Source organism: Shewanella sp. N2AIL (assembly GCF_022690845.1).
Taxonomy (GTDB): Bacteria; Pseudomonadota; Gammaproteobacteria; order Enterobacterales; family Shewanellaceae; genus Shewanella; species Shewanella baltica.
In genome coordinates this window covers 1-20,465 of record NZ_JALBYT010000009.1, presented here as the reverse complement: position 1 = coordinate 20,465, position 20,465 = coordinate 1, and the positions used below count along the sequence as shown (strand labels likewise).

The window sequence follows — 20,465 nt, the reverse complement described above, 5'->3', positions numbered from 1 at the left end:
TCCGTTTTAAAAAATGATTACAGCAGGATATGTTCTGCTCTAACTTTAATCGTTAGGCCACTATCAAGCTGAACATGAATATCTTCCTTGTTAATATCGGTAATCACACCGGCTACGGGTGTCATACCTAACTTAACATTGACGCGTTGTTTTTTCGTTAAATCAGTCAATTGTGCTTGGACATAATTTACGACTGGCGCTGCAGCTTTAGGCGCAGGCTTAGCAGGACGCTCAGTTTTAGCACGTTGAGGAACAGCCACCTTTTTAGGTGCTTTCTTCGCCGCAGGCTTAGGTGCGAGTGCTGCACGTTTCGCTTTCGCTTTATCCTGACTTTCTTTCAACATGGCTTGAGCATGGTCAATGTGCTCTTGCTCTAACTCGCCGCAAGGTTCGCCATCCAGATTAACGCGTTGTGCGCCCGCTTTAACGCACTTTAAATAGCGCCAGCTGCTGGTGTAACGTCTTAAGGCAACTCTGAGCTGAGTTTTACTGACTTTAGAATCATCAGCCAACCTTTCAGCCAAATCTTGAAACAATCCGATTTTTAATGGCTTAGTTTCACCTTCAGCAATAAAGCACAAAGGAAATGTTTCATACAAATACGCCAAAATTGCATTGGTGTCGGTCAACTTTTCTGTTGATTCCATCATTACTTCCACAGTCAAAAAGGGACATCGATTCGAGGTGATATATATCAACTTCTTACGTGTCGTTTATCTTCGTTAAACTCAATATTGAGTCAACGTACAAATTAGCATCCTAGCCGCGTTTACTAAAGTTAAAAAAAATATACCTTAACAAATTTTTACAGCTCAAAACACTAAGCTTATTCATTGCATGCCAATCAAACCAGCTTAATGCGTGCAGGCGCATATTATAAGGCGCACGCCACCGATTGCGACTATGAATTATGCGTTATTGTACGAAAATTAATCAAATAGGCAGTTTTCAAAACTTTTAACCAGTAATTCCAGCCCCTTTTGGTCTTCTTCATCGAAACGATCGAAGATTGGGCTGTCAATATCGAGCACAGCAATCACGTTACCTTGGGCACGAACTGGCACAACGATTTCAGAATTACTGGCAGAATCACAGGCAATATGGCCATCAAATTGATGAACATCGGCCACTCGCTGGGTTTGATTGGTGAATGCCGCCGTACCACACACGCCTTTTCCTAACGGAATACGTGTACAAGCCACTTTACCTTGAAATGGGCCTAGTACGAGTTGTTCGCCACGCATAACGTAGAATCCCACCCAGTTCAGCTCAGTCAAATTATCATTGAGTAAGGCTGAAAAATTCGCCATTGCCGCAACAAGGTCGTCTTCCCCTTCCAACAAGGCCAAGGCTTGACGGTTAAGTGACTCATAAAATTTCGATTTCATTACATTTCCTAACAATTTTATTCTGCTGCTTCGGTCTTTTTAGCCGCTTTTTTCGCAGCAGGTGGATTCGTTGGCGTACTATTAACCTGAACGACACCTTTAAGCAAGTTCGTCAGCTCATCTTTATTGTTAGCAAAATAGAATGCGAGCTTTTCGCCCACGCTTTCATCTATACCTAAATCAGCTTTTTGAATGAAGGGGATAAGGTTATCGGCGATATCGAGCATCTTATCGTAGGCATCAGCCTCCTTCTTAGATGTGAATGTCATCTTTTCAACCCCTTCTCTGACCACGACAAACTGTGTTATTACTGCCATGACTGCCCTCGCACTGTTTTTATATACAGTAACTAGAGTGACATAGATTGAACTTGTGATGCAAGTGTTCTGATTAATCTGATATTATTAGCGTACTTTCGTTGCCAAGATTATAAAGCGCTAGACTGTGCAGAACGGCTTATTAGCACTACACTTTGCACCGATCTCGCTGTTATTACTCCTATTTAGGCTAATATATATTTTTATATGCATGAAAACGCAGCAGAAAATTCAGTAATCCTTTGCCGTTCCTGCGATTTAGCAGTCCGCAAACGTGCCTTGCCAAGCGGTGTCAGAGCCCTTTGCCCCCGTTGCAGTACTGCACTTTATGACACTCCCTACTGCTCTGTAAATGGCATGCTCGCCCTATGTATCTCGGCATTAGTGTTTTATTTTCCTGCCAATTTTTTACCCGTACTCGAAATTCACTTTTTCGGCAGTATTCGCACCACCACAGTTTTTCAGGGCGCGTTTGCAGTATTTGACCAAGGTTATTGGGTTGTAGGTTTAGCCGTGCTTGCCGCCGCTGTGATTGGTCCAGGCTTATTACTATTGTCGATACTGACGCAGATTTTGATTGTGAAATGGGGACTGAGTCGTCTTTTTTGGCGTAACTCATTAAAGCAATTATTGAAGTTTCATGGCGTATTGTCGCAGCTCACTATGCTAGAAATTTATGTGATCAGCTTTTTGGTTTCATCGTTCCAGCTTTCTGATTTTTCGGATATTTATTTTGGTATGGGCACATTTTGCTTCACTATGTTGTTTCTCGTGACTTTATTTCTTCAACGAGAGTACGACTTAGAACACATGTGGACTTTATTGGAAGGTCATCGCTGATATGAAGCAACAAGGTAAAGATATCGGCCTGTGTCTGTGCAAGGTATGCCGCCAGCTCAATAGTAGTGACCTCACCCATTGCCAGCGCTGTGAAGCTGAGTTACAGGTCAGGGACTATTCTAGCCTGCAAAAAAGTTGGGCTTTGTTGATTACAGCAGCCATCTTGCTGGTGCCAGCGAATATTTACCCCATTACTATGCTGACCAATCAAGGGCAAGTGCGGCACGACACCATTTTTTCAGGCATTTTGCATTTAGTGCATTCAGATATGTTGCCCATTGCCGTGATAGTTTTTACTGCCAGTATTTTAGTGCCATGGATTAAAATCATCGGCTTATCCATTTATCTGTGTGCGATCAGCTTTGATATTCCGATTTCAAAAAAGAAATTGATGGTGGGTTTTCACATCATCGAATGGATTGGTCGTTGGTCTATGCTCGATTTATTTGTCATCTCAATCACAGTGGCATTAGTGAATATGGGACAACTACTCGATGCTAAACCCGCGCCTGCAGCGACTGCATTTGCCTTGGTTATTCTGTTAACTCAGTTAGCCGCAAAAGTGTTAGACACTCGTTTACTCTGGGATCGATTGGAACCTCAAGATGACACAAATTGAATCGCCGAAAGTTGTAAAGAAAAAACTCTTTTCGCCCATTTGGCTACTGCCTATTGTCGCGTTGGCATTGGGTGCATGGCTGGGCATCAAGAGCATTAAAGAATCGGGCGTTGAAATTCAAATTCACTTTCCGAGCGCCACAGGGATTGACGTAGGTAAAACCTTAGTCAAATACCAAGGCTTGACTGTCGGTAAAGTCAAAGACATTGGCATAGATGAAGATCTCAAGGGCGTAAACGTTAAAGTCATGATGGACTACCGTGCTAAGCCTTTCTTAAATAAAGAGACCCTCTTCTGGCTTGTCACCCCCAAGGCCAGCATCACAGGTGTTGAAGGCTTAGATGCACTGTTTTCGGGTAACTACATTGCGATTCAACCGGGTAAAGGTAATGCGTCAACATTTTTTGAAGCAGAACGCCAACCACCGCCGATGCAAATCGGCTCAGAAGGTGTGATGGTCGAATTGACCTCAGACAAACTCGGTTCGCTCGATGTTGGCTCGCCGATATTTTTCCGCCAAATTCCGGTTGGAAGCGTAGTCAGCTATCGTCTAGATGGTAATCAAAGAGTCATCATCAGCGCCTTTATTCAAGAGCAATACGCGCGATTAGTGAAGAAAAACTCTCACTTTTGGAATGTCTCCGGTGTTAAAATTGATGCTTCGCTGACTGGGGTTAAAGTCAGCTCTGAGAGTTTGGCATCCATTCTGGCTGGCGGCGTGAGTTTCAGCTCTGACGATAAAGCGGATATTGCCAAAAACGGCGACGTTTTTTCGCTTTATGATTCAGAAACCACAGCCCTTGGCGGCATAGAAATAAACCTAACCATGGCTGATGCTAACGGCGTCGACAAAGGCACTCGCATTGTTTATCGCGGCATCAGTATCGGCAGTATTTTAAGCAAGCAACTCACCGCCAATGGCGTAACAGCTGTGGCTAAGTTTGAACCTCAATACGGTTCACTGTTAACTAACGACGGCGTGTTTTGGCTTGAAGGTGCCGATATTTCCCTCTCAGGCATTAAAAATCCAGAGCGTTTACTAACGGGCAGCGTGATCAACTTCCTGCCGGGCATTAATACAAAAACGGCGATGCCAAGCAGTTTTGCCTTACAAGCCAAAGCGCCTGATTTACTGCAATCGAAGAAGCGTTTCTTGACCTTAACCTCAGCCGAAAACATGGGCATTTCAGCGGGCGCCGAAGTTCGCTTTAAGCAAATCCCTATTGGCTCAGTGCTTGCGGTTAAGTTAACCAAAGATTTATCGGCGGTGGAATACCAACTCGAGTTACAACCTGAGTTTGCTAGCCTAATTCGCAGTGACAGCTATTTTGTCCCTGAGTCAGCATTAACAGTAAAAGCATCACTAGAGGGCGTTTCAGTCAAAGCAAGGGACTTTACGACGCTCACTCAAGGTGCAGTGAGCTTGATCCAAGGCCACAGCGATACACCATTCGCCGCCAACAGTGCCCTCACCTTGTTTAGTTCTGTGGATGCCGCGACAGCCTTCTATGATCGTCAGCAACAAGTGCATCTGACCTTAATCAGTCAAGATGGCGCCGATGTCAGCCAAGGCTCACCGATTTACTATAAAAAGATGCAAATTGGCACAGTTGACTCAGTGAACTGGCAAAGTAAGACCGAAGACTTTGCTATCAAGCTCGCTATCGACAAACAGTTCCAGCCCTTGCTGAAAAAGCCGAATGTGTTCTGGCGTAACAGCGCCGTGGATATTAGCGCCAGTCTTGCCGGTATTGATGTTGCGGTCGCGCCGCTTCAAGGAGCATTAAAGGGCAGCATCAGTCTGGGATTGCTTGATAGTAATGGCAAAGCCAGCAATGCAGCTAACTTAAAACTCTATGAGAGCAAGCAGCTGGCATTAACTCAGGCGCAGGCAATTCGCCTCACCTTACCCGCTTCAAGTAAACTGGCGGCCAAGGCAGCGATTCGTTATCAAGGTCATCAAGTGGGTGAAGTGTCGCAGGTGAAGCTCAATGCCGATCTCAATACACTCACTGCAACGGCCTATCTCTACGGCGAATACGCCGAACATTTCAGCCGCAGCGACTGTGAATATCATCTAGTGGATGCGCAAATTTCTCTGGCGGGAATTAAAGCGCCAGAAACCTTGATCACTGGCCCTTATATCGGTGTACTGCCGGGTACAAGCAATCAAAAAGCGACCCAGTTTGTTGCCAACCTCGCTGCCAGCAGCTATGCCAACGTTGCCGAAGATGCGCTAAAATTCACCTTAGAAGATACCAACTTAGGCTCGATGAAAGTCGGCACACCTATCTTCTTCCGTGGTATCAAAGTCGGTCAAATCGACGGTTATCACCTGTCGACACAGGGCAATAGCGTGCTGATGCAGGCCCATATTGAGCCGCAGTACAGTCACTTAGTGAATCAAAGCAGTCAGTTCTGGGATGCTTCTGGGATTAAAGTCGATGTTGGCCTCTTTTCAGGTGCGCAAATCGAAGCGGGCTCGCTGGAAACCTTACTCGCTGGCGGCATTAATGTCGCGACTAAGGACACGACTCAAGAGGGTAATCGTTTAGCAGCAGGAACTGTATTAAGATTGCAACACAAAGCCGATAACGAATGGCTGGAATGGGCGCCAGCCCAGTAATTCTTTTCTTCAAAATACTTACACCAACGCACTAATATTAAAGCTCTTACAAATCAATCAGGCGCATTATGCGCCTGATTGATTTTCAGCTTATCGAAATGTCATTGACACATTCTAGGGCGCTCAACACTCTAACCCCTTATCCATAAAACCAATAACAAACGGCAATCGCAGCGCTGATCCCTGCAAAATCCGCGGTTAACCCACAGGCTAAGGCGTGGCGGCCATGGCGAATACCCACAGATCCAAAATACACAGCGAGAACATAAAAAGTAGTTTCAGTGCTGCCCTGAAAAATCGCCGCTAATCGGCCAGCAAAAGAATCGACGCCGTGATGATCCATTGTCTCGAGCATCATGGCTCTGGCGCCTGAACCACTAAAAGGTTTCATCAGCGCGGTCGGCATAGCATCGACAAAACGCGTATCAAAACCCAGTATCCGCACGCCACTGGCAATCAACTGCAACAGATAATCCAAGGCACCGGATGCGCGCAGTAAACCTATAGCCAATAACATGGCGAGCAAATAAGGGATCAGCTGGATAGATTGGGCAAAACCCGCCTTCGCCCCTTCAATAAACTCATCATAAACCGCCACCTTACGGATGCCCGCAACAATGACGAAGGTAAACACTAATAACAATAAAATGCCATTACCCATTGCCGTCGACACTGTGCCAATAGCTTCAGCACTTAAGGTCATCAGATAAAAACCACTCGCCACTAGGCCAGAGAGCATCAAGGCGCCATAACCGAGCACCACTGAGTTCAATAACGAAATCCGCTGCACTAACGCCACTACCAGTAAGCCCGCCAATGTCGAGGCCGAGGTTGCCAGTAAAATCGGTAGGAAAATATCCGCAGGCGCGGCAGCACCTTGCTGGGCACGGTAAAGGAATACTGTCACAGGCACTAAGGTCACCGAGGAAGTATTGAGCACTAAAAATAAGATTTGTGCATTAGTCGCCACGGTTTTTAGCGGATTTAAACTCTGCAAATCATGCATCGCCCTTAAACCAAGCGGCGTGGCGGCATTATCTAAACCAAAAATATTCGCCGTTAAATTCATCGTGATACTGCCAAAGGCGGGATGGCCCTTGGGCACTTCTGGCATCAAGCGGCGCAGTAAGGGCTCAAACACAAAGGCTATCGCGCTGACCACTCCGGCCTTCTCGCCCACCTGCATCAATCCCATCCACAGAGAAAGTACACCAATCAGCCCAAGGGAAATTTCAGCGGCAAGCTTAGCGCTAGCAAATAATGCGGCGACCGAAGCCGATAGGACGTCTATGTGCCCATTGAACAGTTGCACCGCTATTGCCAGCAATGCCGTAACAAAGAAAGCTAACCACACGCGATTAAGCACGCTAATCCCCTTATTTTTATTTGTTTTTATTCTATTAGCTCATGGCTACTGAGTGCTAGCTTTATAGCGACTCATTCCATTATTGCGGCAATCGTCAGTGCATAAACCTCAAATCACCATAACGGCTGAGGCACTTGGGATAAAATCTCAGACCCAATAAGGGATTATGATATACTCGCGCCAGTTGATACACAGTCTATTTTCCTATGGTTCAATGAAATCAATGGTTCAATTAAATCAAAATTTTATCGATACAATCACCCAAGAACTCCCCGCCCATTTATCCATGGACGAGTTTATTGCCGCCTGCGACAGGCCGCTTAGACGTTCAATTCGGGTCAATACCTTAAAAATCAGCAGCGACGACTTTAAGACTCTGATGCAACCTAAGGGCTGGACGTTCGATCCCATTCCTTGGTGTGAAGACGGATTTTGGATCAGTTACGATGAAGAAGAACAACTCGGCAATGCCTTAGAGCACATTCAGGGCCTATTCTACATTCAAGAAGCTAGCTCTATGTTGCCACCAACCGCACTTTTTACGCCTAGTGCATTTACGACTAGTGCAAAGTGGCAGTGCGTACTCGATCTCGCCTCTGCGCCGGGTTCAAAAACCACGCAAATGGCCGCATTGATGCAAAACCAAGGTTTATTGGTGGCGAATGAGTATTCGGCGAGCCGCGTGAAAGTATTGCACGCCAATGTGCTGCGCATGGGCGCAAGTCACTGCGCTCTCACCCATTTCGATGGCCGTGTGTTTGGCGAATACCTATACGAAAGTTTCGATGCCGTGCTCATTGATGCGCCCTGTGGCGGCGAAGGCACAGTGCGTAAAGACGCCGATGCGTTAAAACATTGGAGTCTTGACGATGTGTTGGCGATTAGCGAAACCCAAAAAGCCTTAATCGAATCGGCGTTTCTCGCCCTGAAACCCGGCGGCAGTTTGGTCTACTCGACCTGCACCTTAAACCGTCTCGAAAACCAAGGCGTGTGCGAGTATTTAAAACAAGTCTACGGCGATGCCGTGCAATTTGAATCCTTAAGTGATTTATTTGATGGCGCTGAGCGAGCCACGACTGCCGAAGGCTTCTTGCATGTCTGGCCACAGATTTACGACAGTGAAGGTTTCTTTGTCGCTAAATTGACAAAAACTGCCTCTGTGCCGCGATTACTGCCTGAGCCTAAACTGCAGAAAAACTTCCCCTTCACGACCGCATCAGCGAAACAAGCTCAAGGGATCAAAGACTATTTTCAGCAGGATTTAGGCATCAGCTTACCAGACGAACTCATCATGGTTCGCGATGATGAATTCTGGCTATTTCCCCATGAATTCAATGCTTTTATCGGTCGTATGCGCTTTCAGCGTATTGGCATTAAACTCGCCGATAACAGTAAGCACGGTTTTAAAGTCCGCCATGAAGCGATTATTGCTTTAGCGGGAAAACAACTTAGCCCAACGGCAAAAACGGTCGATGTGAGCGATGTTGAAGCCAAAGAGTATTTGATGGGGCGAGATATTCCCTTAGCGACCGCAGGCAAAGCCCAAGGTGAAGTGATCGTCTGTTATGGCGGCGCGCCGTTAGGCATGGCGAAACATTTAGGCAATAAGTTAAAAAACAACCTGCCCAGAGACTTAGTGAAAGATAAAGTGTTATTGCTACCAGAACAGACAAAATCGTTATAATTTCGCTGTTTTTTAGCGATAAATAACCTAAAAAAGGGGAAGGTGAACGCGACTCTAGGGCAAAAGCTCGACTACACTGAGTCTATTGTAAAGCGCATTGCATGGCGCTTTCACCTGTAGCGCACGGCTCTTCAACGAGCCATTCCCCTAGGCCCAAACAGCTTTCATCGTTTTGGGCCTTTTTTTATGCCAATGTCTTTATCCCAGTGCCTTTATGCCTGAGCTTTTTGCCTGATCCTTTATGTCTCAGTATTGGCAATCACGCAATCGCATAACGTGGGTCAAAGCACTTAAAACTAACGGCCGACTAAACGCGCCGCATCTTTGAATAAATTAAAGAAGTTATTACTGGTGTACTCAGCAAGATCTTCGTAGCGCTCACCTCTAAGCTCGGCCACAAACTCAGCAACATCCCGCACATAGGCGGGCTGGTTTTCTTGTCCACGGTGTGGAATAGGCGCCAAATAGGGCGAGTCAGTTTCAACTAGCAGGCGATCCTGTGGCACTTTACGGATAACGGTGCGCAGTTCACCGGCATTTTTAAAGGTGACTATGCCTGATACTGAAATGTAAAAGCCAAGATCAATCGCCGCTTTCGCCATTTCCCAATTCTCAGTAAAGCAATGCAGTACGCCGCCAACTTTATCCGCGTTGCCCTGCTTAAGCATAGTGATCGTGTCTTCACGCGCATCGCGAGTATGGACAATCAAAGGTTTATTCACTTCGACCGCAAGGGCGATCTGCTGCTCAAAACATTGTTGTTGCAGCAATTTAGTTTCGTCGGCATAAAAATAATCTAGACCAGTTTCACCAATCGCGACCACTTTAGGATCGGTGGCAAAGCGGCGGATTTGCTCAACATCAAGCCCTTCTTTAACGTCTAATGGATGCACGCCCGATGACAAAAATACCTGATCGAAGGCTGCAACTTTATCTCGCATCGATTCAAATCCCTGCTGGCGCACGTTGACGCATAGCATATAGTCCACGCCACGGGCTTTCGCGCTGGCCAGAATATGTTCTAGGGTTTGTTGATCAGGCGCCGCTTTAAGGCGATCGAGATGGCAGTGTGAATCAATAAGCACAGGGATTTCCAAGCTGAATAACAAAAGGACGACAAGGATACCCAGCCAAGGGATCGAGGTCAAATTCCGCGGAGGTGAAGAGTCAGTTTAGAGAGTGAGTAAATATAAAAATTTGAAAATTCAAACCAGCGAGATATTGAAATAAGAACGTTTAAGACGGTGCAAGCTTCAAATTAGAGCAAGAATGCGGACCAAGCTACATAGTGCAGGTTAGATCGCCGGAGGCCAGTTCGCGGGACAGTAACTTTTCGATGTGGTGTTTATGGCTATCGGGCTCAGAAACAATTTTAATGCCAATGCCTACAGGACGGCCGCCCGAAGCACCTAAGGGATTGATCCATACCACAACACCACGAAATTCATTCGTTATGGTCGCGCCCGGTAAGCGATACGCAATCGTCAGTGGCTGGCCAAGGTAATGCCCTTCACTAGTCGCAATGAATAATCCTGCCGGCTTAATAAAAGGCATATAGGCACGATATAGCTGATGTAAGGTATCAAAATTAACGACGAGATCTACCATGGCATATTACTTATTTGTTATCTCTCTATATTCTAAGACATAACTTTGACACAAAGCCAGATAATTGACGCTCGGCATTGTACTTAAGCTATGACACATTCCCATGATCTTGGCCGCCAAGTTCCCGAGCTGCGCATGGATAAACGCATCTTGGTGGCTATTTTTCAGTAACACTTGTCGTATAAGCAGGTATAAAACCTTAAGAACATCAATTATTTGTTGTTCACTTATAGTTAACAAACTAGCACACAGATGACCAGACGACAAACTTTGGGCCCAATCTTTGCGAAACTGTAGCAAGGATTGATAACGGCTCTGTTGACCACCTTCAGACTGCAAGCTCTCTGCCAACTTTAGCGGTCCACCCACCACACTCAAGCACCAAGTAACATCCTCTTGGATATCACATTGCTGCGCTAACCAGTTTTTGATGATTTCTCGACTTGGCACAACGAAGGGAATGCGCTGACAACGGCTGCTGACCGTCGCCATTAAACGTGCAGGCGTATCCGACTGCAATATCAGTAAAGTGTCTTTACCCGGCTCCTCAAGAGTTTTAAGGAGAGCGTTGGCGGCAGCGGAGTTAAGCCGCTCGCTATGATGAATAATCGCCACCCGCATACCGCTTTGCTGGGCTGTCGCCGTAAGACGCGTGCAAAGCTCACGAATTTGATCGACTTTAATTTGATTGCCATCGGCAGCAATATGGTAAAAATCGGGATGATTTCCCGCATCAAAGAGCTGACAAGACTTACAAAAACCGCAGGCCCCCGCCGGTGTTGGCTGCAAACACATGGCCGCACGCGCCATGAACACGCTCAGCAGCTCACCACCATAGGCAGAATCAATGCCGACAAGCTGCGCATGGGGCATTTTTTGCCGCGTGAGTTGCGCTAAAAATGCCTGTCTTGGCCCTTCGAGCCAAGGCAATTGCGCAGCTGTAAAACCTGACTCGGCTACCATGCCATCGCCTGTAGTACGGCTAAGATATCTTTATGCACTTCGGCCATGGTTTGACTCGCATCGATAACCACTATGCTGTCATCTTCGCTGGCAAGTTTAAGGTAAGTCGCGCGAGCTCGTTCAAAGAAATCAATCGCTTGTTGCTCGATTCTATCAAGCTCACCGCGTTTAGCCGCGCGGGTTAGCCCAAGTTTAGGATCTAAATCTAAGTACAAGGTGAGATCGGGTTTAAAGCCTTTAAGGGTGGCAGTGCTCACCGCTTCCACTAACGGCATTAAGCCCCTGCCACCACCTTGATAGGCCAGTGACGATAAATTGTGTCTGTCACCCAAGACCCATTGACCCTGCGCAAGCGCAGGCTTAATGACATTGGCAACCAACTGGGCTCTGGCGGCATAGATAAGTAAACACTCGGCCTCGTCACACAGGGGATCGGTCGCATCGGCAATTTTAACCAAATCACGGATACGTTCGGCCAGTGGCGTGCCACCCGGCTCGCGAGTGCAGATCGGCGCTTTACCCGTATGTTTCTCAATAAAGTCGCGAATAAGGCTAATCGCACTCGACTTACCCGCGCCTTCTAAACCTTCAATAACGATAAATTTTGCAAAAACTGACATTGGATTTTCTTTCTCTGCATTTTTACTTTGGTGATTTTTCTGGCGTCGCCGGTTTTTTCTTACGCTGATACACATCTACTGCGTGGTTATGTGCTTCAAGTGTGGATGAAAACACATGGGTACCATCGTTGCGTGACACGAAATAGAGATAACTCACACTGGCAGGTTTAGACACTGCCATCAGTGAGGCTTTACTCGGTGCTGCAATCGGCGTTGGCGGTAATCCAAAAATACGATAAGTGTTAAAAGGTGTATCTTCGACTAAATCTTTACGGGTGATATTGCCCTTATAGCGTTCGCCCATGCCATAAATAACCGTCGGGTCGGTTTGCAGACGCATGCCTTGATTAAGACGATTAACGAATACTCCGGCAATTTGGTCGCGCTCATGGGCTTGGCCGGTTTCCTTCTCGACTATCGATGCCAAGATCAGCATTTCATAGGGGGATTTTAACGGCAGATTTGGTGCCCGTTCCGCCCACGCTTTAGCAAGCTCTTGCTCCATCATCTTATAGCTTTGAGTCAGCAGGACTTTAACATCCGCCTCGGCGGTATAATGATAGGTGTCGGGGAAGAATTTACCCTCTGGCAAACCTGAGTCATCGCCCTGCGCCATCAAGACAGCGGCAAACACCTCTGGTGACATCTGTAAATGCGGCGCGCTGGCAAGTTGTTGTTCCCATTCAACGATGGTTTTGCCTTCAACTAAGGTCAAACTGAAGGTTTTCACTTTCCCGGCAATCAAATCATTCAGCAAATCGGTAATGGTTTGTGAAGGTGAAATTTCGTAAAGGCCCGAGCGGATCTTAGCAAGCTCAGGGCGGAACTTAAGTAACCACTTGAGTTTCCACGTGTCTTGAATCACGCCATCGTCGGCAAGTTGCTTCGCAAGTTGGTTGACACTGGTACCGCGTTCAACGGTCAGCTCTTTAGGCTCGCTGAGACTCAGCGGCGTTTGACTGTATTCGATAACCGTTTGATAGCCCCAAAAGGCGCCCAAACAGACTAATGTCAGCAAGGTCAACAGGGTTGAACTGCCGATAAGAATGAGTTTTTTCATAGGGTGAGTGAAAGTGTCTGTCTAAGTTGCGCGGTAATCGGAGCTCGGCTGAACTTGAGCGAATCAATCGCCAGCACATCCACAATTCCTAAAACGCTGTTAGTGATAAACGCTGAGTCAAATTCAATTAAACGCTCGGCGCCAACGGGCAAACATTCAATATTCATGTTCTGTTCAAGCAAGGCTATCATAACCTGTTCGCGCATCACACCCGCCACGCCGCACTGGGCTAATGAAGGGGTTATAACGCGATTGCCTTTGATAAAAAACACATTCGCCATCGAAGATTCAATCACATTGTCTTCGATATCGTTAACTAACCAGTCATCAAACCCCTGAGGTAAAGGGTGGGATTTTATCAAGACTTGTTCGAGTCGATTTAAATGCTTCATCCCAGCCAACAAGGGCTGCAAACCCAATCGTATCGACGAGGTTTTAAGGCAAATGCCCGCTTGCTGCCACTTTGCATAATGGCTTGGGATAGCATGAACTGAGACGATTTCGGTAGGATTAACCATTTCTGGCGGTTTGTAACCACGGCCACCGACACCACGGGAAACGATTAACTTAATGCAATGATGTGGATATTCAATGGCTAAGGCATGAAGCTGTTGTTGCAGTGCTTCACTCATTTGCCATTGAAACCCAAGCCTTGCGGCGCCTGCGGTTAAACGAGCTTGATGGGCGTTGAAAAACAAAATCCCCTCAGCGCCTGTCCGCATAGTCGCAAACAAGCCATCACCGTAGGCAAGCCCTCGATCGGAAGGGTCGACACTCGCCTGCGATGCGCCATTCACCCAAAACACTTGTGTTAGTCCTGACTGATACGGCTGGCGACCGCTTCTTGCTGATCTTTATACTTGGCACTTTTACGGGTGTTATAAGGACGTGCAACCGCATGATTGAGGCGTTCAAAGTTAAGCGCGCCTATGGTCATACGTGGACGCAGGGCCAAAGGTAACTTGCCGCTGTTATAGAACTCGAGCACGATTTTACCCTGCCAACCCGGATCGATACGGTGCGCAGTCACGTGCACCATCAGGCCTAAACGCGCCAATGATGAACGACCATCGAGCCAACCGACGATATCGGCGGGCAGCGTCACGCTCTCGTAAGTCACCGCCAAGGCCAATTCGCCAGGATGCAGGAAAAACGCTTCGCCATCAGGGATTTCGATAATTTCACTCATCACCCGATCAAGCGCAGCTTGCATCTCGACGCTTGGGCCACTCAAGTCGATATAAGGCGCAGTATGATCTTTAAACACGCGAAACTGTCCACCTAAGCGCACATCAACACTGACGCCTGAAATAGCTTCTATGCCTGGGCGAGGTTCTATTACGATAGTGCCGTTATCAAGGGCCTGTTCAATTTCGATATCGGTTAAGCGCATCTTGCCTATTACTCCTTGAGTTTTTATGTCGTTATTTTGCCAGTAAATGTTGGATACGAGTTTTTAAAATATCGGTCGCAATACGATTCTTACCGCCACGGGGAACGATAATATCGGCGTATTGTTTCGACGGTTCGATAAACTGTAAAAACATAGGACGCACGGTTTTCTTGTACTGAGAAATCACAGATTCCATCGTACGGCCCCGTTCTGCCACATCACGGGTTAAGCGACGTAGGAAACAAATGTCCAGCGGTGTGTCCATAAACACACTCGCGTCCATCAGCGCACGTAATTTAGGATCGGTCAGCAGTAAGATACCTTCTAAAATGATCACCTTTTTCGGTGTCATCGTCAGGGTTTCTGCTATACGAGTGTGTTCTGTGTAGCTATAACATGGGATATCAACAGCTTCGCCAGACTTGAGCAACTGTAAATGGGTGCACAACAGTTGATGGTCCAACGCTTTTGGATGATCGTAATTCGTTAACACCCGTTCATCCATGGATAAATGACTCTGATCGCGATAGTACGCGTCTTCATTAATTACCCCAATTTGATCTGTGCCTAAATCGCGGCGTAATTCGTCAAAAATCGTTTTGGCAATTAAACTTTTGCCCGATGCTGACGCGCCAGCAATTGCAATAATGACACACTGCTGAGAATTCATACCCTTAAACCTTACTCGTCATCTGAAACACTAATAGAAACTGTTTTCTGGCTTTGCTTTAAAGCCAATTCTGCGCCCACTTTACGGGCAATTTCCCGATAAAGTGCGGCTACTTCACTGTCTGGATCGGCAACGACCGTCGGTGCACCGTTATCCATGGCTTCACGGATATTGATGTGCAGCGGCAAGGCGCCTAACAGTGGAACTTGATAACGCTCGGCGATTTTACTGCCACCGTGTGTTCCAAATGGATGTTCTTTATGGCCACACTCGGGACATAAATGGAAACTCATGTTTTCGACGATACCCAGCACAGGAATGTTCACTTTCTGGAACATATTGATGCCCTTCTTGGCATCGGCCAGCGCGATATCCTGTGGCGTAGTGACGATAACAGCGCCACTCACTGGCACTTTTTGCGACAGGGTTAATTGAATATCACCCGTACCCGGCGGCATATCGACGACTAAATAATCCAGCTCTGGCCATTGGGTTTCATTGAGCAGTTGCGCTAGCGCGCCCGCTGCCATTGGGCCACGCCACACGGCGGCTTCATCACCGCTGAGCATAAACCCAATCGATTGCGCAGCAATGCCATGGGCACTGGCGGCGGTCATGTGTTTGCCATCGGGGGAAAGCGGTCTGAAATTAGGAATACCTAGCATCATAGGCACTGACGGGCCGTAAATATCCGCATCGAGAATACCCACCTGCGCGCCTTCTGCCGCGAGGGCCAAAGCTAAGTTCACCGCTGTGGTTGATTTACCCACACCGCCCTTACCTGAGGCAACGGCAATCACTTGCTTCACATTGGCAATCGGTGCGATAGAAGATAACGCTGAATAGGCTTTAGGTTGAAAATCGATTTCACATTCGACTTCATCAATAGCATCTAGCACGGCCAACTTGTTGGTCAACGCCATCACAGTGTCGCGATACTGGGTCATGCAAGGGTATGGATAGACTAAGCCAAGCTGCAAACGCTTACCTTCCAACGCCAGTTTATTTACGCATCCTGCGCTCACTAACCCTTTCGCGAGATATGGGTCAATAAATGAATCGAGAATAGCCAGAACTGGCCCGAGAAGATCGTCATTTAGACGATAATCAGTTTGAGTTGAAGACAAAAGAATTACCCCCACCAATAAATTTGCCCAAGTGTACCAGATAATGCAGAAAACATTAGCGCAGATTTAGCTCAATCGGCTCAGCTTTTGATGAAAATCATCCTGTAATCGGTTAGTATCTCTACCAATATTTTTGGCCCACCACGATATTTGAGACAAGATGGCAACTTCACAACGTAAAATTCTCGTGACCAGCGCACTTCCCTACGCAAACGGACCGATACATTTAGGTCACATGTTGGAATACATCCAGACAGATATCTGGTCGCGTTATCAAAAACTTCGTGGACATGAGTGCCACTATATTTGTGCCGATGATGCCCATGGCACGCCGATCATGCTTAAAGCCCAGCAATTAGGCATAGCGCCTGAAGATATGATCGCCCAAGTGAACAAAGAACATCAGCAGGATTTTGCCGATTTTAATGTCGCTTTCGATAACTATCACAGCACCCACAGCGAAGAAAACCGTCTCATGGCGAGCGATATTTATCTCAAGCTACGTGCCAACGGCTACATCAAGAGCAAGAGCATTTCTCAGTTATTCGATCCTGAGAAATCTATGTTCCTGCCCGACCGATTCGTAAAAGGTACTTGCCCTAAGTGTAAGTCGCCTGATCAATACGGCGATAACTGTGATTCTTGCGGCGCGACTTATAGCCCAACTGAACTGATCAATCCAAAATCAGCGGTATCGGGTGCAACGCCAGTGATGAAAGACACTGAGCACTTTTTCTTCGACCTGCCCGCCTTCGAAGGCATGCTAAAAGAGTGGACTCGCTCTGGCGCACTGCAAGTCGAAATGGCAAATAAACTCGACGAATGGTTTGAGCAAGGTCTACAACAATGGGACATCACCCGTGATGCACCGTATTTTGGTTTCGAAATCCCCGATGCACCGGGCAAGTATTTCTACGTGTGGTTAGATGCGCCTATCGGCTACATGGGTTCATTCAAAAACCTGTGTGCAAAACGTCCTGAGTTGAGCTTCGATGAATTCTGGGGCAAAGATTCAACTGCTGAGGTTTATCACTTCATCGGTAAAGACATCGTTTACTTCCACAGCTTGTTCTGGCCAGCCATGCTGCACGGCTCAGGTTATCGTCAGCCAAACAGCGTCTATGCCCACGGTTATGTGACGGTCAACGGCGCGAAGATGTCTAAATCGAAAGGCACCTTCATTAAGGCGCGTACCTATTTAGATCATTTAGATCCTGAATATTTACGTTACTACTACGCCGCCAAACTCAGCAGCCGTATCGACGATTTAGATTTAAATCTGGAAGATTTCGCCCAGCGCGTGAACTCAGATTTAGTCGGTAAGCTAGTGAACTTAGCCTCGCGCACCGCAGGTTTTATCACTAAACGTTTCGATGGCAAGCTCGCGAAAATTAACGACACCACCCTGACTGAGGCGTTTTTAGCCAAGCAAGACGTGATTGCAGACTTTTACGAGTCGCGCGAATACGGCAAAGCGATGCGCGAAATCATGGCATTAGCGGACATCGCTAACGGGTTTGTGGCCGATGCTGCGCCTTGGCAAATGGTGAAACATGACGACCAACAGGAAGCGGCCCATCAAGTGTGTTCAAACGCCTTGAATCTGTTCCGTATTCTCGTGACGTATCTAAAACCTGTATTGCCACGTTTAGCCCAAGATGTGGAAGCCTTCTTCCAATTGCCACTCACTTGGGATGCATTGGGCCAAGATTTAGCGGGTCATGAAATCGCCCCATTCAAGGCAATGATGCAACGTGTTGAGCTGGATAAAGTCAATGCCATGGTTGCTGACTCCAAGGATAACCTGCAAGTCACGGCCGATGCACCAAAGACGGCAGCGCCTGAAAAAACCGCTGAAGCTTCATCGGTTAGCAGTGAACCGCTGGTTGACGATCCGATCAGTGAGACCATCAACTTTGATGATTTTGCGAAAATCGACCTGCGTATCGCTCGCATCGTCAAAGCAGAGCATGTTGCTGACGCTGACAAGTTACTCAAGTTACAACTCGACATCGGTGGTGAAACACGCCAAGTGTTTGCCGGGATCAAATCGGCCTATTCGCCAGAAGATCTCGAAGGTAAGTTAACTGTAATGGTGGCGAACTTAGCGCCACGTAAGATGCGTTTTGGCATGTCAGAAGGTATGGTGTTGGCCGCTGGCCCTGGTGGCAGCGACCTGTGGATTTTAGAACCCCATGAAGGCGCACAGCCTGGCATGCGTGTTAAGTAATCTGCGCTAAATAACGCTCGAAAAATCAATAAGGCCGCATTTATGTGGCCTTATTTGTTGGTATCGATTGTTTGAGCCTATTTGTAGCTTCGAGTGTCACTCAGTCTTTTAAAAGACTGAGTTTACGCCACTAGGTTTCGCTGACAGGTTTAGCAGACAGGTTTAAGCGACTGATTTAAGTGACAGGTTTCAGAGATCGAGTTAATGCTCGTATTTCTATCGACAAGGCATTCGCTGCAATGTGATATTCATATCTGTGACAGGTCTAAAATCGACGCAGTGTTCAGTGAATCATTCGAGGAGTAGTTATGGGAAATATCGTTGAGCAGTTGCTGTTTTCTGCCTCGATTACGGGTCCAATCTGTTTGATGTTAGCGCTCGGTGTGATCCTAAAACGCACCCAAATCATCAATGAAAACTTTATTGATGTCGCATCAAAATTAGTCTTTAACGTGACGCTGCCAGCCTTGCTGTTCCTTAGCATTATTAGCTCCAATCACGATCTCGCCTCCAGTGCGCCCTTAATTGGCTATGGTTTAGCGGCCAATTTCCTGTTTTTTATACTCTCCACCTATGCAACTGGGCGGCTATTTCCCAAGCACAAAGACCAAGGCGTGATCATTCAAGGGGGATTCAGGGCCAATACCGCGATTATCGGCTTAGCTTATGTTTCCAACGCCTACGGCAGTTCTGGTGTTGCTTTAGCTGCGGTTTATGTCGCCTCGATGACGCTGCTCTACAATATTCAAGCGGTTATTTGCCTAAGCCCTAAAGGCGAAGAATCCAGCCAACGCGCATTTGGCGTGATTATTAAAACCATTACTAAAAACCCGCTGATCATTGCCATTATGGTCGGTATGTTGTTCTATTTACTTGCAATTCCAATACCGAAAATGGTGCTCGATGCGGGCCAATATTTTGCCAATATGACCCTGCCACTAGCGTTACTGTGCACTGGCGGTTCGCTCGATATTGGTTCACTCAAACATGAAAAGCATTCAACTTGGTTCTCGACCGCATTGAAACTGATCTTTGCCCCGCTTTTTATCACGATTGGGGCCTTGCTGTTGGGCTATCGAGGGATTGAGTTAGCGCTGGTCTTTTTAATGAGTTCTGCTCCCACCGCAGCCGCAAGCTATGTGATGGCACGCGCCATGGGTGGCAATGCCCCCCTTGCGGCCAATATTATCGCGCTGACCACAGTCTGCTCGTTAATCACGTGCACCTTAGGCATCTTTGTATTGTCCACTTTGGGGCTGATCTAGCTACAGCTAAAGGCTAAGAGCTAATTGCTCAAACGCTAGAGGAACAAGTTTGAGTGCTGATAAGTCACCATAACTCACAGTAAAAAAGGCGAGCCATGCTCTAATGCCGTTCACTTAAGAGTGAACGGCATTTTTCTTTGGTCTAACCGGATACTTGTTTTTACTCATTTTAAGGACTCTTGGATAAGCCCTTTCCCGTTTACCATCCAACTTAAATTGCCGTGCATTTCGTTCTATATCCAATACGTCTCTCGGGACATTCCCCGGCGTTTGTGATGGCAGTTGTGTCAACTTGAAGATGATATAACTCGCCGCATCCCTAAAACTCAGTTGATTAGGATGGACCGATGGCAAGCTTTTAGCCATCAGCAACATCTTGTATCTAATGAGATTATAGGCCAGTAGCACGCCCCACAGTTCTTGAGTCACCAGCTCCGGTAGTTGACTGCGTAGCGTAAAACGGCTCTCCAACAGATGTTGTTTCATCTCTCTGTAGCCCAGTTCGATTTCCCATCGATGGGCATATAAGTCGACGATGTCTTCGCTGGGGTAACGCATCGGGTCAGTCAACGAGGTCAAAATGGCGACTGACTTACCTTTCACTGTCTTAGTGAGTAAACGCGCTTCAAGGGTATCAGGGAGCTGCGGCCATTTCTTTCTGGCTTGAGGCGTGGTGGTGAGCTTCACCC

Annotated in this window: 19 protein-coding genes and 1 pseudogene; 6 read left to right on the top strand and 14 right to left on the bottom strand. The window is 47.1% G+C overall.

The features are described from left to right. Positions 1-17: 17 nt before the first annotated feature. The 3 genes from proQ to MO387_RS07360 form a co-directional block, all read right to left on the bottom strand. On the bottom strand, positions 18-647 hold the full coding sequence (gene proQ / locus MO387_RS07370; protein WP_006081911.1) for an RNA chaperone ProQ: 630 nt from the start codon (positions 645-647) through the stop codon (positions 18-20). A 282-nt stretch (positions 648-929) separates the two neighbouring features. Beyond that, positions 930-1,388, bottom strand: a complete 459-nt coding sequence (locus MO387_RS07365) for a GAF domain-containing protein (RefSeq protein WP_107947832.1) — start codon at positions 1,386-1,388, stop codon at positions 930-932. A 17-nt stretch (positions 1,389-1,405) separates the two neighbouring features. Continuing rightward, entirely contained in the window at positions 1,406-1,705 is a 300-nt protein-coding gene (locus MO387_RS07360) for a YebG family protein (protein ID WP_006081913.1), read from the bottom strand. Positions 1,706-1,912: 207 nt separating this feature from the next. Between MO387_RS07360 and MO387_RS07355 the strand changes: the two genes are divergently transcribed. Genes MO387_RS07355 through MO387_RS07345 form a run of 3 tightly spaced genes read left to right on the top strand, consistent with a single transcriptional unit; the run spans position 1,913 to position 5,790 of the window. Then, the gene (locus MO387_RS07355) at positions 1,913-2,545 is read left to right on the top strand and encodes a paraquat-inducible protein A (RefSeq protein ID WP_006081914.1); all 633 of its coding nucleotides are present in this window, start codon (positions 1,913-1,915) and stop codon (positions 2,543-2,545) included. Between the two features lies 1 nt (position 2,546). After that, positions 2,547-3,164 (top strand): paraquat-inducible protein A, encoded by a 618-nt coding sequence (locus MO387_RS07350; protein ID WP_011846987.1) that lies wholly within the window; start codon positions 2,547-2,549, stop codon positions 3,162-3,164. Then, the gene (locus MO387_RS07345) at positions 3,151-5,790 is read left to right on the top strand and encodes an MlaD family protein (protein ID WP_107947834.1); all 2,640 of its coding nucleotides are present in this window, start codon (positions 3,151-3,153) and stop codon (positions 5,788-5,790) included. The genes MO387_RS07350 and MO387_RS07345 overlap by 14 nt, the downstream gene beginning before the upstream one ends. A gap of 139 nt (positions 5,791-5,929) precedes the next feature. Here MO387_RS07345 and MO387_RS07340 read toward each other — a convergent pair whose 3' ends face one another. Beyond that, positions 5,930-7,156 carry a spore maturation protein gene (locus MO387_RS07340; protein ID WP_107947836.1) on the bottom strand — a complete coding sequence of 409 codons (1,227 nt, stop codon included), beginning with the start codon at positions 7,154-7,156 and terminating at the stop codon, positions 5,930-5,932. Positions 7,157-7,379: 223 nt separating this feature from the next. On the opposite strand from MO387_RS07340, the gene rsmF reads away from it, so the two are divergent. Next, the gene (gene rsmF / locus MO387_RS07335; protein WP_086010621.1) at positions 7,380-8,840 is read left to right on the top strand and encodes a 16S rRNA (cytosine(1407)-C(5))-methyltransferase RsmF; all 1,461 of its coding nucleotides are present in this window, start codon (positions 7,380-7,382) and stop codon (positions 8,838-8,840) included. 296 nt (positions 8,841-9,136) lie between these two features. Here the strand turns inward: rsmF and MO387_RS07330 are convergent, their stop codons facing one another. The 9 genes from MO387_RS07330 to apbC all read right to left on the bottom strand — a co-directional run bounded on the left by MO387_RS07330 (position 9,137) and on the right by apbC (position 16,281). Next, entirely contained in the window at positions 9,137-9,925 is a 789-nt protein-coding gene (locus MO387_RS07330; protein ID WP_006086270.1) for a YchF/TatD family DNA exonuclease, read from the bottom strand. 196 nt (positions 9,926-10,121) lie between these two features. Next, a complete protein-coding gene (locus MO387_RS07325; protein ID WP_006081920.1) occupies positions 10,122-10,448 on the bottom strand; it encodes a PilZ domain-containing protein in 327 nt (108 codons plus the stop codon). A gap of 6 nt (positions 10,449-10,454) precedes the next feature. Beyond that, the gene (holB, locus tag MO387_RS07320) at positions 10,455-11,411 is read right to left on the bottom strand and encodes a DNA polymerase III subunit delta' (protein ID WP_107404401.1); all 957 of its coding nucleotides are present in this window, start codon (positions 11,409-11,411) and stop codon (positions 10,455-10,457) included. After that, complete coding sequence (gene tmk, locus MO387_RS07315) at positions 11,405-12,031, bottom strand: dTMP kinase (RefSeq protein ID WP_107947838.1); 627 nt, start codon at positions 12,029-12,031, stop codon at positions 11,405-11,407. The genes holB and tmk overlap by 7 nt, the downstream gene beginning before the upstream one ends. Positions 12,032-12,053: 22 nt before the next feature. Further along, positions 12,054-13,091: an endolytic transglycosylase MltG gene (gene mltG / locus MO387_RS07310; RefSeq protein ID WP_107947840.1), complete on the bottom strand. Its 1,038-nt coding sequence runs from the start codon at positions 13,089-13,091 to the stop codon at positions 12,054-12,056. Then, entirely contained in the window at positions 13,088-13,897 is an 810-nt protein-coding gene (pabC, locus tag MO387_RS07305; RefSeq protein ID WP_107947843.1) for an aminodeoxychorismate lyase, read from the bottom strand. The genes mltG and pabC overlap by 4 nt, the downstream gene beginning before the upstream one ends. A gap of 5 nt (positions 13,898-13,902) precedes the next feature. Continuing rightward, the gene (gene dcd, locus MO387_RS07300; protein ID WP_006081925.1) at positions 13,903-14,484 is read right to left on the bottom strand and encodes a dCTP deaminase; all 582 of its coding nucleotides are present in this window, start codon (positions 14,482-14,484) and stop codon (positions 13,903-13,905) included. Positions 14,485-14,515: 31 nt separating this feature from the next. Beyond that, positions 14,516-15,154 carry a uridine kinase gene (udk, locus tag MO387_RS07295; RefSeq protein ID WP_006081926.1) on the bottom strand — a complete coding sequence of 213 codons (639 nt, stop codon included), beginning with the start codon at positions 15,152-15,154 and terminating at the stop codon, positions 14,516-14,518. Between the two features lie 11 nt (positions 15,155-15,165). Further along, positions 15,166-16,281, bottom strand: coding sequence for an iron-sulfur cluster carrier protein ApbC (gene apbC, locus MO387_RS07290; RefSeq protein WP_012089389.1), 1,116 nt, complete (start codon positions 16,279-16,281; stop codon positions 15,166-15,168). 160 nt (positions 16,282-16,441) lie between these two features. Here apbC and metG point away from each other — a divergent pair, with 160 nt between their 5' ends. Together metG and MO387_RS07280 are read left to right on the top strand one after the other, a co-directional pair. Next, positions 16,442-18,511 (top strand): methionine--tRNA ligase, encoded by a 2,070-nt coding sequence (metG, locus tag MO387_RS07285; protein WP_107947845.1) that lies wholly within the window; start codon positions 16,442-16,444, stop codon positions 18,509-18,511. A gap of 308 nt (positions 18,512-18,819) precedes the next feature. Further along, a complete protein-coding gene (locus tag MO387_RS07280; protein WP_107947847.1) occupies positions 18,820-19,776 on the top strand; it encodes an AEC family transporter in 957 nt (318 codons plus the stop codon). A gap of 114 nt (positions 19,777-19,890) precedes the next feature. On the opposite strand, the pseudogene MO387_RS07275 reads toward MO387_RS07280, so the two are convergent. Beyond that, positions 19,891-20,465: pseudogene (locus MO387_RS07275) on the bottom strand (IS4-like element ISSba6 family transposase); the annotation flags it as partial.